At 67.6% G+C, this 13,747-nt stretch carries 12 protein-coding genes; all 12 read right to left on the bottom strand.

What is annotated here, in order from left to right:
- Positions 1-9 precede the first annotated feature (9 nt).
- Positions 10-687, bottom strand: coding sequence for an L-ribulose-5-phosphate 4-epimerase (locus tag EV137_RS00495; RefSeq protein WP_134125732.1), 678 nt, complete (start codon positions 685-687; stop codon positions 10-12).
- The gene (araB, locus tag EV137_RS00490) at positions 684-2,348 is read right to left on the bottom strand and encodes a ribulokinase (RefSeq protein ID WP_202870779.1); all 1,665 of its coding nucleotides are present in this window, start codon (positions 2,346-2,348) and stop codon (positions 684-686) included. The genes EV137_RS00495 and araB overlap by 4 nt, the downstream gene beginning before the upstream one ends.
- Before the next feature lie 119 nt (positions 2,349-2,467).
- On the bottom strand, positions 2,468-3,451 hold the full coding sequence (locus tag EV137_RS00485) for a LacI family DNA-binding transcriptional regulator (protein WP_134005004.1): 984 nt from the start codon (positions 3,449-3,451) through the stop codon (positions 2,468-2,470).
- Positions 3,452-3,499: 48 nt separating this feature from the next.
- Positions 3,500-4,591: a LacI family DNA-binding transcriptional regulator gene (locus EV137_RS00480; protein ID WP_134125730.1), complete on the bottom strand. Its 1,092-nt coding sequence runs from the start codon at positions 4,589-4,591 to the stop codon at positions 3,500-3,502.
- A gap of 12 nt (positions 4,592-4,603) precedes the next feature.
- Complete coding sequence (gene mmsB, locus EV137_RS00475; RefSeq protein ID WP_134005008.1) at positions 4,604-5,854, bottom strand: multiple monosaccharide ABC transporter permease; 1,251 nt, start codon at positions 5,852-5,854, stop codon at positions 4,604-4,606.
- Positions 5,851-7,389 (bottom strand): multiple monosaccharide ABC transporter ATP-binding protein, encoded by a 1,539-nt coding sequence (mmsA, locus tag EV137_RS00470; protein ID WP_134125728.1) that lies wholly within the window; start codon positions 7,387-7,389, stop codon positions 5,851-5,853. The genes mmsB and mmsA overlap by 4 nt, the downstream gene beginning before the upstream one ends.
- Before the next feature lie 84 nt (positions 7,390-7,473).
- Positions 7,474-8,598: a multiple monosaccharide ABC transporter substrate-binding protein gene (gene chvE / locus EV137_RS00465; RefSeq protein WP_238175003.1), complete on the bottom strand. Its 1,125-nt coding sequence runs from the start codon at positions 8,596-8,598 to the stop codon at positions 7,474-7,476.
- Positions 8,599-9,067: 469 nt separating this feature from the next.
- Entirely contained in the window at positions 9,068-9,241 is a 174-nt protein-coding gene (locus EV137_RS00460) for a CsbD family protein (RefSeq protein WP_133790049.1), read from the bottom strand.
- Positions 9,242-9,489: 248 nt separating this feature from the next.
- Complete coding sequence (locus tag EV137_RS00450; protein WP_238175002.1) at positions 9,490-10,449, bottom strand: TIGR03557 family F420-dependent LLM class oxidoreductase; 960 nt, start codon at positions 10,447-10,449, stop codon at positions 9,490-9,492.
- Positions 10,450-10,497: 48 nt separating this feature from the next.
- Positions 10,498-10,986, bottom strand: a complete 489-nt coding sequence (locus tag EV137_RS00445; RefSeq protein ID WP_134125722.1) for a CinA family protein — start codon at positions 10,984-10,986, stop codon at positions 10,498-10,500.
- A 59-nt stretch (positions 10,987-11,045) separates the two neighbouring features.
- Entirely contained in the window at positions 11,046-12,440 is a 1,395-nt protein-coding gene (locus tag EV137_RS00440) for a serine/threonine-protein kinase (protein WP_134125720.1), read from the bottom strand.
- A 22-nt stretch (positions 12,441-12,462) separates the two neighbouring features.
- Positions 12,463-13,635: an alcohol dehydrogenase catalytic domain-containing protein gene (locus tag EV137_RS00435; RefSeq protein ID WP_134005022.1), complete on the bottom strand. Its 1,173-nt coding sequence runs from the start codon at positions 13,633-13,635 to the stop codon at positions 12,463-12,465.
- Positions 13,636-13,747 lie beyond the last annotated feature (112 nt).

Genomic DNA, 13,747 nt, shown 5'->3' with positions numbered 1-13,747 from the left:
GAGCAGCGGTCATCGTTGTCCGTAGACGTTCTGGTAGCGGTCGAAGAGCTGGTCGACGTACGACTGGTCGATGGGGATCGGCTCGCCGAGTTGCCGGGCGAGGTGCACCGTCCGGGCGACGTCCTCACACATGACAGCCGCCTTGACGGCGGCCTTGGCGGTCGGCCCGATGGTGAAGACGCCGTGGTTCTGCATCAGCACGGCGGGCGAACGCGAGCCGCGGAGCGTCTCGACGATGCCGCGGCCGATGGAGTCGTCTCCGATGATCGCGAACGGCCCCACGGGGATCGGGCCGCCGAACTCGTCGGCACACATCGTCGTGACACACGGGATCGCTTCGCCGCGCGCGGCCCACGCGACGGCGTACGGCGAATGGGTGTGCACCACACCGCCGACGTCCGGCATCTCCCGGTAGACGTAGGCCTGCGCCTCGGTGTCCGAGGACGGCGCGTGCTCACCGTCGACGACTTTGCCGTCGAGGTCGCAGACAACCATGTTCTCCGGTGTCAGCTCGTCGTAGGCGACCCCGCTCGGCTTGATCACCATGAGGTCGTGTCCGGGAACCCGGGCGGAGACGTTGCCCGCCGTCCACACCACCAGCCCGTAGGCAGGCAGATGCGCATGCAGCTGACACACCTCGGCCCGCAGCCGGGTGAGCGTGTCGGCAACGTCCGCGATCGCGCTCACTTGGTCTCCACCGCCCTACGCCGGATCGCTTTCAGCTTCCGCATCAACTTGGTGTTCCGCCCGAAGTAGTCGTGCAGTTCGAGGTACAGCTCGAACAGCTCGTCGTAGGCCCTAGCCCGTTCCTCGTCCGGGAGGTGGACGCCGCGCCGGACCTTGCCCATGCTCTTGGCCGCCGTCGGGACGTCGGGATAGGCACCGGCGGCGACCGCCGCGTGGATGGCCGAACCCAGCGCCGGCCCCTGTTCGGAATCGATGATCGACAGCGGAAGCCTGGTGACGTCGGCGTAGATCTGCATCAGCAGGGCGTTCTTCGCGAGCCCGCCGGCGATGATCAGCTCCTTGACCGGTACGCCGCTGTTCGCGAACGTCTCGACGATGACGCGGGTACCGAACGCGGTCGCCTCGAGCAGGGCGCGGTAGCCGTCCTCGGGGCGAGTCGCCAACGTCTGGCCGACGACCAGTCCCGAGAGTTCGTGGTCGACGAGCACCGACCGGTTGCCGCTGTGCCAGTCGAGCGCGACCAGCCCGTGCTCGGCTACCGCCTGATCGGCCGCGAGCCTCGTCAGGTGCTCGTGCAACGACTCCCCCGCGGCGGCAGCAGCTTCGTGGTACGACGGCGGTACGGCGTTGTCGACGTACCAGCCGAAGATGTCGCCGACACCGCTCTGGCCGGCCTCGTAGCCCCAGCGGCCCGCGATGATGCCGCCATCGACAACACCGCACATGCCGGGCACCTCACGCAGCGCGTCCGCGCTCATCACGTGACACGTCGACGTACCCATGATGGCGACCATCTGCCCCGGATCCACTGCCTGCGCCGCGGGCGCTGTCACGTGCGCGTCGACGTTCCCGACGGCGACCGCGATCCCTTCAGGGAGGCCGGTCCAGGCAGCTGCCTCGGCAGTCAACTGTCCGGCGGCGGAGCCGAGCTGCCCGATCGGGTGCTCCAGTTTGTCCTCGACGAAGCGCCCGAAACCGGGCGCGAGGCCCTCGAGGAAGTCCGTCGACGGATACCGGCCGTCCTGCAGGATGCCCTTGTAGCCCGCGGTGCAGGCGTTGCGGACGTAGCGCCCGCACAACTGCCACACGATCCAGTCGGCCGCCTCGACCCAGCGCTCCATCCGGTCGTAGAGCGGGCGGTCCTCCTCGAACATCTGCAACGCTTTGGCGAACTCCCACTCCGACGAGATCAATCCGCCGTACCGCGGCAGCCAGTCCTCGCCCCGCTCGCGGGCGAGTTCGTTGATGCGGTCGGCCTGCAACTGCGCGGCGTGGTGCTTCCACAGCTTGACGTACGCATGCGGTCTGTCCGCGAACCCGTCGGCCTCGTTCAGCGGCGTACCGTCGGCGAGGCACGGAACCATCGTGCAGGCGGTGAAGTCGGTAGCGATTCCGATCACCCGCGCCGGGTCGATCCCGGACGCGGCGATCGCCGCGGGGACGGCGGTCCTGAGCACCTCGCGGTAGTCGTCGGGGACCTGCAGGGCCCACTCCGGCGGCAACCGCAGACCGGTCGCCGGCAGCCGGTCGTCGATCACCGCGTGCGCGTACTCGTGGACGCCGGTACCGAGCTCGGCCCCGTCACTCACGCGAACGACAACAGCGCGGCCGGACAACGTACCGAAGTCGACTCCGACGACGTACTGGTCTTCGGGGCTCATGCACAGATCCTCTCTGATGATGCGCAGGAACAGCATCAGTGCCGAGATTGTGAACGCTAACATTCTAGCTTGTCAACAACGCCAACAACCATTCGGACAGTGCCTGTTAGCGCTAACTGTCAGTACCGCGGTGGTCCCGTGGAGTCGCGTACGACGAGTGCCGGACGGATCAGCTCGGCCGACGGATCGACCTCACCGCCGAGCGCCCGCAGGGTCAGCTCGACAGCTCGCCGGCCGAGCAGGGAGAACTCCTGGTCGACGGTCGTGAGAGCCGGCCAGAGGTACCGCGCCTCCGGCACGTTGTCGAATCCCACGACACTGATCTCACCGGGGACGTCGCGGCCCTTCTCGTGCAAGGCGTACATCAACCCGATGGCCATCCCGTCGTTGGCCACGAAGACCGCCGTCACGTCCGGATCCTCGGCGATCCGCAGACCCGCCTGGTACCCGCTCTCCGGCGACCAGTCGCCGGAGAGCTCCGGTCCGGGCAGAACATGGCGCTGCTCGTGCGCGCTCCGCCAGCCCGCACGCCGCTGGCCGGCTTCCACCCACTCCAGCGGCCCGGTGACATGGGCGACGTGGCGGTGGCCGAGGTCGAGCAGATGCTCCACCGCCAGGCAGGCACCCGCCTCCTGGTCGATTCCCACCGCCATCCGCTGTCCGTCGCTCACGCCTTGGACGACGACCAGGGGTACGGGCATCTCGAGGGACCTGACCTGCCCGAGTGCCTCGCGATGGGCGACGGCAACGACGATCGCCTCAACAGCCTCGTCGAGCAGGCGATCGACGGCCTCCCGGAGCGACTGCGCCGTGAAGTCCTCGACCGCGACGAGCGAGACGTCGTACCCCGCCTTGTGGCCGGCGTCCTGAACCGACACAGCGATCATGCTCGGCCCGTGCAGCACCAGATGAGCCGAGATCATCCCGATGCGGTGCGACCTGTTCGTCACGAGCAGCCGGGCCGCGTTGTTGCGCCGGTAGCCCAACTCGGCGATCGCCGCCAGCACGCGGGTGCGGGTCTCGTCCCGCACCAGCTCCGATCCGTTCAGCACCCGGGATACGGTCTGGTGCGAGACGCCTGCCGCAGCGGCCACATCGGTCATGCTCGGAGCTCGCCCAAGCCCCTCGCTTGCTCTCGCCATGGGGAAATACTAGGTGCGCGGCGCCGCTGACCCCCGGATGCCCGGCCGAGCAGCCTGTGGCGGGGCGGTCGTACTGCGGACCATCAGACGCGGTTGCACCGGTTCGGGCTGGACCGACGTACCACCGATGCGCGCGAGGACCGCCTGGACGACGCGCCGGCCCAGTTCGGCGAAGTCCTGCCGAACTGTCGTCAGGGGCGGCGCGTAGTACGGCGCCTCGGGGACGTCGTCGAATCCGACGACACTGATGTCGTCCGGAACCCGGATCCCAGCTTCGTCGAACGCGCTGAGCAGGCCCAGGGCCATCTGATCGTTGGCGACGAAGACGGCTGTGACCTCCTCTCCCCCGCGACGCCGTGCGATCAGCTCGCGACCAGCCAGGTAACCGGTCGGCGGCCACCAGTCACCGTGCAGCACAGGGGGCACCGGAGCGCCGACCGACTCGAGCTCGATCCGCCAGCGACGTTGCCGGGCGTCGGCCTCGAGGGCGTTGGCCGGCCCTCTCACGTGATGCACAGTGCGGTGCCCGAGGTCGAGGAGATGCTTGGTGGCGAGCGCGGCGCCGGTCTCCTGGTCGACCCAGACCGCGAGGTCCTGCCCGCCACGCTCCGCCTGGACGGTGATCAGCGGCACTCTCGGATTCACCACGGGCAAGGCGCGAACAGCACCCTCATAGGTGCTCAACGCAACAATGGCGGCGACGGACTGCGTCGCCAACCGCTCGACGGCCTCGATCAGATTGCCGGGGCTGTCGTCGTCGAGTACCGACACGGTCAGGAAGTAGCCGGCCTCGCGCGCCGCATGTTCCAGACCCAGCAAGGTCTGGGCGGGTCCGTACTGGCTCACGTTGGCGATCGCGAGGCCGATCGTGCGCGACGACCCGGTCACCAGGGCCCGGGCCGCGCTGTTGGGCCGGTAGCCGAGCTCGGCGATCGCGTCCAGCACCTTCTTGCGGGTCGCGGCAGCCACGTTCGGCTGCGCGTTGACCACCCTCGACACCGTCTGGTGCGAAACCCCGGCGCGGGCCGCGACGTCCGCCATACCGAGGGAGCGGGTCGCCCCGAGATCTGCTGGTCCCGAACCCACCACGGGGCGATCCATAGGGCTCCTTCGTCAGCGGGAGGCGCCGGCGCGGCGCTTGTTGTAGATGTCGAAGGCAACGGCCAGCAGCAGCACCAGGCCCTTCACGACCGACTGCGTCGACTGGTCGACACCCATCAACTGCATACCGTTGCTCATCACCGCCATGATCAGACCGCCGACCATCGCCCCGACCACGGTGCCGACGCCGCCAGCGACGGCGGCGCCGCCGATGAACGCCGCGGCGATGGCGTCGAGTTCGAACATGTTGCCGGCCGCGGGCTGGGCGCCGTTGGACCGCGACGAGTAGATGACGCCGGCGATCCCGGCCAGGAAGCCCATGTTCACGAAGATCCAGAAGTTGACCTTGCGGACCTTCACACCGGACAGCATCGCGGCCGACAGGTTGCCGCCGATCGCGTAGACCTGGCGGCCGAAGACGGTGTTGTTCGTCATCAGCCCGTAGGCGATCACGAGGACGGCCAGAATGATCAGGACGATCGGCAGACCGCGGGCATGAGCCAGCTGCCAGGCGAAGTACATGACGACCGCGGCGACCACCAGCACGCGAGCCACGAACAGCGGGAACGACTCCACCGGCTGCTGGTAGCGGATCCGCGCCAACCGGGTGCGGAACACGCTGACCGCGTACCCGGCGACCGCGATCCCGGCGATCAGCAGCGTGAACGCGTCGTACCCCTGCCCGCCCATCAGGCCGTTCAGGAAGCCGCTGGCGACCTTCTGGTAGTCGGCCGGGAACGGCGACAAGGAGACGTTGTCCAGCACCTGCAACGTCAGGCCACGGAACAGCAACATGCCGGCCAGCGTCACGATGAACGCAGGCATACCGACGTACGCCACCCAGAAGCCGTGCCAGGCCCCGACCGCGACACCCACCGCGACGGCCGCGACCACGCCGACCCACCACGGCTGTCCGTGCTGGATGACCAGTACGGCGGACACCGCGCCCGTCAACGCGACGATCGACCCGACCGACAGGTCGATGTGGCCGGCGATGATCAGGATCACCATGCCGATCGCGAGCACCAGGATGTAGGAGTACTGGAGCACGATGTTGGTGATGTTGCCCGGGCTGAGCAGGACACCGTCGGTCAGGAACGCGAACAGCGCCACGATCACGACGAAGGCGATGTAGATGCCGCTCTGCCGCAGGTTGCGCGTCAGCAAGGTGAGCGGATCGCTGGTACCGACGTGCAGCGCGGCGGCGGGGGCGCTCTCCGCCGGTGCGTCCTGTGGTCGAGCGGTTGGTTCGGTGCTGGTCATCCGGCGAGCTCCTTCTCCATCGTCATGAGCGCCATGAGGTCTTCCTGGGTGGCCTGGCCGACCGGCAACTCGCCAGTGATCCGTCCGGCCGACAACGTGTAGATCCGGTCGCACATCCCCAGCAGTTCAGGGAGTTCGGAGGAGATGACGATGACCGCCTTCCCCTGGGCTACGAGCCGGTTGATGATCGTGTAGATCTCGAACTTGGCTCCGACGTCGATACCGCGCGTGGGCTCGTCCAGGATGAGCACGTCCGGATCCGTGAAGAGCCATTTGGACAGCACGACCTTCTGCTGGTTGCCCCCGGACAAGGTGCCGACGGTGTCCAGCACGGTGCGCGTCTTGATGTTCATGTCCCGCCGGCCCTGCTCGGCGACCTTGATCTCCTCGTTGCCGTTGATCCAGCCGGCCCGGGCCAGCTTGCCTAGTGCGGCGGCGGAGACGTTGGCCCGGACGTCGGCGATCAGGTTCAGCCCGTACCGCTTGCGATCCTCGGTGGCGTAGGCGATGCCGTTGGAGATCGCCTCGGCCACGGTTCGGGCCCGGACCTCCTTGCCGTGCAGGTACAGCCGGCCGCTGATATTGCGCCCGTACGAGCGCCCGAAGACGCTCATCGCGAGTTCGGTGCGTCCCGCGCCCATCAGTCCGGCGATGCCGACGACCTCGCCGGCCCGCACGTTGAGGGAGGCTCCGTCGACGACCTTGCGCTGCTGGACCGGATGCCACGCAGTCCAGTTCTCGATCCGCAGCACTTCGGGCCCGGGCTCGGAGACCCGGTCCGGATAGAAGCTGTCGATGTCGCGTCCGACCATGCCGCGGATGATCCGCTGCTGGGTCACGTCCCCGGAGCTCATGTCGAGAGTCTCGACCGTCTTTCCGTCCCGGATCACCGTGGTGGAGTCGGCGATCGCCGTGATCTCGCTGAGTTTGTGGGAGATCATGATGCAGGTGATCCCCCGGTCCCGGAGCCGCCGGAGCAGCTCGAGCAGATGTGCCGAGTCCACGTCGTTGAGCGCGGCGGTCGGCTCGTCGAGGATCAGCAGCCGGACCTCCTTGGACAGGGCCTTGGCGATCTCGACCAACTGCTGCTTGCCGACTCCGAGCTGGATCACCGGCGACACGGGGTTCTCGTCCAGCCCGACCGACGTCAGCAGTTCGCGGGCCTCGGCGTTGGCCCGGTTCCAGTCGATCAGCCCGCCGCGGCCGCGGCGTTCGTTGCCGAGAAAGATGTTCTCCGCGATCGACAGGTAGGGCACGAGGGCCAGCTCCTGATGGATGATGACGATCCCGACGGCTTCGCTGTCACGGATGCCACCGAAGTGCACGGGTTTTCCGTCGAACCTGATCTCGCCCTCGTAGCTACCGGTCGGGTAGACGCCGGACAGCACCTTCATCAGCGTCGACTTGCCGGCACCGTTCTCGCCACAGATCGCGTGGATCTCCCCACGCCGTACGGCGAGTGACACGTCCTCGAGAGCCGTGACACCGGGGAAACGCTTGGTGATTCCCCGCATCTCGAGCAGCACGTCGTTCATTCAGCCTCCTTCACGGCCACACCATCCACATCGGATCGCGGCCGGGCCCCGGCGGTTCGCATACCGCCGGGACCCGGCCGGGCTTCACTTCGCCTGACCGGCGGCGACCTCGGCGGCCGTGTAGTAACCGGAGTCGACGAGCTGCTTCTGGATGTCCTGCTTGAAGACGGTCTGGATCGGCAGCAGGTACGCCGGGACGACCTTCACGCCGTTGTCGTACGACTTGGTGTCGTTCGCCTCCGGCTCCTTCTTCTCCAGGAACGCCACCGACGCGTTGACGGCCTGAGCGGCCAGCAACCGGGTGTCCTTGAAGATCGTCGAGCTCTGGACACCGGTGTTGATCAGCTTGACCGACGCGATCTCCGCGTCCTGACCGGTGATCGCCGGCATCGGGTTGGCCGCCGTACCGTAACCGACGTTCTGCAACGCGGTGATGATGCCGCGCGAAATGCCGTCGTACGGCGAGAGGACGCCGGCCACCTTGGCGCCGTCGTTGTAGCTCGAGGTCAGCAGGTTCTCCATCCGCTTCTGCGCGGCCTCCTGCTGCCAGCGCAGGATCGCGACCTGCTCGAGCTTGGTCTGCTTCGACTTGACCACCAGCGTGCCGTTGTCGATGTACGGCTTGAGGGTGTCCATGGCGCCCTGGAAGAAGAAGTGCGTGTTGTTGTCGTCCAGCGAACCGGCGAAGACCTCGATGTTGAGCGGCCCGGTCTTGGTGCCCTTCGAGCCGTCCGCGTTCTCCAGACCCAGCCCGCGGAGAAGTGCCTTGGCCTGGGCGACGCCGACCTTGTAGTTGTCGAAACTGACGTAGAAGTCGACGTTCTGACTGCCGCGAATCAGCCGGTCGTACGCGATCACCGGGATCTTCTTGTCGGCCGCAGCCTGCAACTGGCTGCTCAGCGCGGTGCCGTCGATCGCGGCGATCACCAGCACGTCGGCGCCCTGGGTGATCATCTGGTCCACCTGCTGCGACTGGGTCGGGATGTCGTCGTTCGCGTACTGCAGATCGACCTTGTATCCCTTCGCCTCGAGCTTCTCCTTCACCGCCTTGCCGTCGGCGATCCAGCGCTCGGACGTCTGTGTCGGCATCGATACCCCGATGGTCAGATCCTTGGGCTGCTGACTCGCGGTGTCGGTAGTCGCGCCCGCTCCTTGTCCGCCGCACGCCGCGAGGCCGAGCATCAGCAAGGCCCCACTCAGAGTGGCCACAAACCTCTTCTTCACAACTCTTCCCCTCCAGGGCCCGATCGGATTGTTAGCGCTCACATGTTTGCGCTCACATTCCGGTTGGTCAAGACATCAACCAGACATCCACGCGTCACGTTCTCGTAACGGCGATCAATCGGACCTTGGCGACGCATCGCCGAACATCGTTCCTGGAAAGGGCATTCCGCGCACAGCGCGATCCCTGGAGGAATTGCCTCCGCCCCCGCGACCGGCACGCGGAAAGTCTTCACCCATCTATGGACACGTTAACAACTGAAACATACTCACCAGACCGAGCATGCTCATGCCGTACCGCTGACGTCACCGAACCGTGACTCAGCAGACGGATCGGCGTCGGCCGGCTGGTCGAGCTGGCCGTGGCAGCGGGCCGGGCGGCGAACGGAGGGTGCGCACAACGCGACGGATCCCCACCCGTGAGGAGTGGGGATCCGGGAGTTCCTTGCGGGAGGGGTCAGTCCTTGAAGGCGTCCTTTGCCTTCTCGCCGGCCTGCTTCAGGTCGGCCTTGGTCTTCTCCGCCTGCCCTTCGGCCTGCAGATCGCGATTGTCAGTCGCGTCGCCGGTCTTCTCCTTCATCTTGCCCTTCGCCGCCTCCGCGGTGTGCTTCGCCTTGTCTCCGAGACCCATCGATCTCTCCCGTCATCAGTTCTCTCGCCTGTGGACATACGGGCTTCGAACGAACGGGGCCGCCGCCCAGGCGGCGATACTTCCATCGACGCTCGTCGTAGTCGTAGTACGTGTCCACGTCACCAACTGTGATCACAATCGCCTCCAGCGCTGCGATCCGTCAGCACCCGCCCGCTGCTGGACGGTCCCCCTCCCGGTACCCGCCGACACACCGGTCCATGCCGTCCGCCGGGTCGTGTCAGGTCGTGTCAGAGGGCGCGGAGTGCGGGGCCGAGTTCTTTGGTGAAGAAGTCGAAGAAGCCGTCCATGTCCGGGCCGGCGTTGATCAGCGCCAGACGGTCATAACCCGCATCGACGAACGGACGCGCGATCTGCACATGGCGTTCCACGTCAGGCCCGCAGCCGAACTGGTCACGCATGTGATCCGCGGTGACCAGCTCCGTCGCGGCGTCGAAGTTCACCGGATTCGGCAGCTCGGCCTGCACCTTCCAGCCCGTCACACCGAACCGGAACAACCGCCGCGCCGACTCCGCCGCGTCATCCTCCGACTCCGCCCACGCCAACGGGACCTCGGCATAGCGAGGGCCGCGCCCACCGACTTCTTCGTACGCCGCAACCAGGTCCGCACGCGGTTCGGTCACGAACAACGCATCACCAAGCTCACCGGCAAGCCGAGCCGCCTCCGGCCCACCGGCGGCGACGGCGATATCCGGCCGCTCATCGGGGAGGTCGAAGACGCGTGCGTCCTCCAGTCGCACATGTTTCCCGTCGTACGAGTGGTATCCGCCGCTCCACAGCAGCCGGATGATCTCCAGCGACTCACGCAGCATCTCGTGCCGGGTGGCGGCCGCCGGCCAACCGGCGCCGACGACGTGCTCGTTGAGCCGCTCCCCCGCACCGACTCCCAACGTGAAGCGCCCGTCGGACAGGATCGCGATGGTCGCCGCGGCCTGCGCGACGATCGCCGGGTGATACCGGATGAACGGACACGTCACACCGGTCGCCAGACCGAGAGACGACGTACGGGCAGCGATCGCCGCCAGCATCGAGAACGCGAAACCCGAATGCTCGTGCTCGCTCACCCACGGATGAAAGTGATCACTCACCTCGACGAAGTCGAACCCGGCCTCCTCGGCGCGCGCCGCCTGCGCGACGATCTCCCGTGGTCCGTACGCCTCGGCGATCAACTTGAACCCCAGCTTCATCATTCTCGGCCGGTAGCCAGCCTTGGCTGCCCGCAAACCCGCTCGCGGGCGTCAGCCTGCGGCTCCCAGTGCGCTCAGCAGGGCCTGCAGAGCGGCGAGCGTCGCGAGCTCCACCACGTGTTGCGGACTGCCGTCGAAACGGTGCTCGAGGACTTGCTCTTCCGAGCCGGAGCTGACGGCGAGAAAGACCGTCCCGGCAGGATGGCCCTCCACCGGCCCCGGGCCACCGACTCCCGTCACCGCGACGGCAAGATCCGCAGCCATCAACCGTGCGGCACCACGCGCCATCTGCGCAGCGCACCGCGCGGACACGACTGCCCCTGGCACGACGTCCAGCACCTTGAACTTGACCTCCGACGCATACGCCACGACACCGCCGGCGAACCAGGAACTGGCGTCGGGCGCCGCGCCGAGACGGCTGGCGATGGCACCGCTCGTCAACGACTCCGCGACCGCGATCGTCAGCCCTTGGTCCTGAGCGGCATGAGCTACCCGGTCCGCGATCGTCGCGGCCTCGTCTGCGGGCTCCGCCTCAGCCATGGTGTCGATTTCCTCCGTCCAGGATCCTCTCTCCGTAAGCCAGGTACCCACGGTAGGCGTCAGCAGGCAGTCGGTTCGGTGCGATCGGTCGAATTCCCGTGGGCTCGGTCTTGAGCGGCTGGGGTCGAAGCCGATGGCGTGGTGCTGGCCTGGGAACTCGGCGACGGCGTGCCGGATGCCGGGGAGCCGGATGTCGGCCTGTCAGGCGTCGGGCTCTCGGATGTCGGAGGCGGGGCCGAGGAGGATGGACCGGTTGCAGGCGTTTCCGGTGTTCGTGTCGTGCTGCTTCGAGTGGGTGCGCTCGACGGCGACTGGTCGGTCGAGGTCGTGGCAGCCGCAGGCGTGCTCGGCGACACCCGTTGCGACGCCGGAGCTGACCTCGTCGCCCCTGACGGGGTACGTCGCGTTGTGGAGGTTGACGTTCTCGTCGCGGTCGGGCGCGCTTCCGGCGTACCAGATGTCACGATCGGCTGCGGACCGACGTCGGTTGTCGGAGGCAACCTCTTCTCACTGTCGTCCAGGACGACTCCGGCCAGCACGGCAGCTGTGGTCGCGAGGACCGCGATCCCCCCGGCCAGCAACGCCTTCAGCCGCGAGCCGACAGGCGCACCAACAGGCGCACCGGCTGGCGTACGGTCTGGCGTACGGACTGGCGCAGCACGCAGCGCGCCGGTGGCGATCTCGGAAGCGGACGGACGGCCGTCGGGATCCTTGGCGAGCATGCTGAGCAGAACGCTCTCGAACTGTCCGCCGAGTTCGGGGCTGACCAGACTCGGCGGCTCGGGATCGGCGTCGACGTGCTGGTAGAGGATCGCCGCTGGGTGTTCCCCGGTGAACGGTGGCTGCCCCGTGACCAACTGGTAGAGCACGCAACCCAAGGCGTACACATCGGACGGCTGGCCGGCCTGACCGCCGCTGGCACGCTCGGGCGCGAGGTACGGCGCGCTGCCGATGATCTGGCCGCCCGCCGTCAGCGTTGCCGCGCCATCTCCTGGAAGCTGAGCGATCCCGAAGTCCGCGACCTTGACGGTCCCGTCCGCCGCCAGCAGAAGATTGCCCGGCTTGACGTCGCGATGCACGACGGACTCACGATGTGCCGCGGCCAGTCCCGCGGCGGCCTGCTCGACGATGTCGATCGCCCGGTCTTTCGGCAGTGGCCCGTGCTCGGCCAGCTCGTCGGCGATCGTACGACCTTCGACCAGTTCCATGACCAGGAAGAAGCCGTCGTCGTGGTGGCCGAAGTCGTACACGGACACGACGTGCGGATCGTTCAGCCTCGCCGCGGCGCGCGCCTCGCGGTGGAACCTCTCCCCCGCGCACGGATCGCGATCGGACGGTAACAGCACCTTGACCGCAACCGGACGTCCCAGCTGTTCATCGGTCGCGCGGAAGACCTCGCCCATTCCGCCCCGCCCGATGACGGAGCCCAGTCTGTACCGTCCTGCTGCCAACATCCCGCTACCGGTACCCACCCGGCTACGGAGCCAAAAGGATCTTGACCGCGCCGTCCTGCTTTTTCTGGAACATCTCGTACGCCGCAGGCCCGTCCGACAACGGCAGGCGATGGGTGGCGAAGTCGTCGACCCCGAGCGGATCGTCGTTCCCGAGGAGCGGGAGAATCTGGTCCACCCAGCGGCGAACGTTGGCCTGCCCCATCCGCAACTGGATCTGCTTGTCGAAGATCGTCAGCATCGGCAGCGGATCCGCCATCCCGCCGTAGACACCGACCAACGAGATCGTGCCGCCGCGACGGACCACGTCGATCGCCAGGTACAGCGCTGCCAGCCGGTCCACTCCCGCCGTCTCCATGAACCGCTGCTGGACCTTGTCGGGCAGCAACCCGGCCAGCTGCTGCCCGAATTTCGCGACCGGTGACCCGTGCGCCTCCATCCCGACCGCATCGATCACCGCGTCGGCCCCGCGCCCGGCGGTCAGCTCGCGGACCACCTCGGCCACGTCGTCGCCGTACTCCAGTGTCTCGACGCCGCGCCGCCGGGCGCGTTCGAGCCGCTCCGCGACCAGGTCGATGCCGATCACCCGACAGCTGCGGTGCATCGCGATCCGGGCAGCCATGTCGCCGATCGGACCGAGCCCGATCACCACGACGGTCCCGCCCGGCGGCACGTCGGCGTACTCGACCGCCTGCCAGGCCGTCGGCAGTACGTCGGACAGGTAGACGAACCGGTCGTCCGGCGGCCCCGCCGGCACCTTGATCGGCCCGTACTGCGCCTGCGGGACGCGTAAGTACTCCGCCTGCGCGCCCGGGACCTGCCCGTAGAGCTTGGTGTAGCCGAAGAGCGCCGCGCCCATCCCCTGATCGCGGACCTGAGTGGTCTCGCACTGCGTCTGCAGGCCTTGATCGCACATGAAGCACCGCCCGCAGGCGATCTGGAACGGTACGACGACGCGGTCACCGGGAGCGAGGCCGGTCACTTCCGCACCGACCTCGGTGACGATGCCGATCGGCTCGTGGCCGAGCACATCGCCTTCCTCGAGGTACGGCGCCATCACCTCGTACAGGTGCAGGTCGGACCCGCAGATCCCGGTCGACGTGACCTTGATGATCGCGTCGGTCGGCTGCTGGATGATCGGGTCGGGCACATCGCCGTACGCGACGTCCCGCTTGCCTTGCCAGGTCAGCGCTTTCACTTAGCCCCTCCGGTCCCGGTTCCGATCAGCGTTTCGCCCGTGTTTGCCGGGTGCCCGCGTCGTCGACCTCGAAAACGGTCGGTCCCGCCCAGGCTGTCCGGTTCGCGCTGGT

Source organism: Kribbella pratensis (assembly GCF_004366075.1).
GTDB classification, from domain to species: Bacteria; Actinomycetota; Actinomycetes; order Propionibacteriales; family Kribbellaceae; genus Kribbella; species Kribbella pratensis.
The sequence above is the reverse complement of the archived record's forward strand: the minus strand, read 5'-3'. Positions and strand labels throughout refer to the sequence as shown.

Coding starts and splice junctions, on each gene's coding strand:
- araB (WP_202870779.1), bottom strand. CDS start 2,348: ATGAGCCCCGAAGACCAGTACGTCGTCGGAGTCGACTTCGGTACGTTG.
- EV137_RS00485 (WP_134005004.1), bottom strand. CDS start 3,451: ATGACCGATGTGGCCGCTGCGGCAGGCGTCTCGCACCAGACCGTATCC.
- EV137_RS00480 (WP_134125730.1), bottom strand. CDS start 4,591: ATGGATCGCCCCGTGGTGGGTTCGGGACCAGCAGATCTCGGGGCGACC.
- mmsB (WP_134005008.1), bottom strand. CDS start 5,854: ATGACCAGCACCGAACCAACCGCTCGACCACAGGACGCACCGGCGGAG.
- mmsA (WP_134125728.1), bottom strand. CDS start 7,389: ATGAACGACGTGCTGCTCGAGATGCGGGGAATCACCAAGCGTTTCCCC.
- EV137_RS00460 (WP_133790049.1), bottom strand. CDS start 9,241: ATGGGTCTCGGAGACAAGGCGAAGCACACCGCGGAGGCGGCGAAGGGC.
- EV137_RS00450 (WP_238175002.1), bottom strand. CDS start 10,449: ATGATGAAGCTGGGGTTCAAGTTGATCGCCGAGGCGTACGGACCACGG.
- EV137_RS00445 (WP_134125722.1), bottom strand. CDS start 10,986: ATGGCTGAGGCGGAGCCCGCAGACGAGGCCGCGACGATCGCGGACCGG.
- EV137_RS00440 (WP_134125720.1), bottom strand. CDS start 12,440: ATGTTGGCAGCAGGACGGTACAGACTGGGCTCCGTCATCGGGCGGGGC.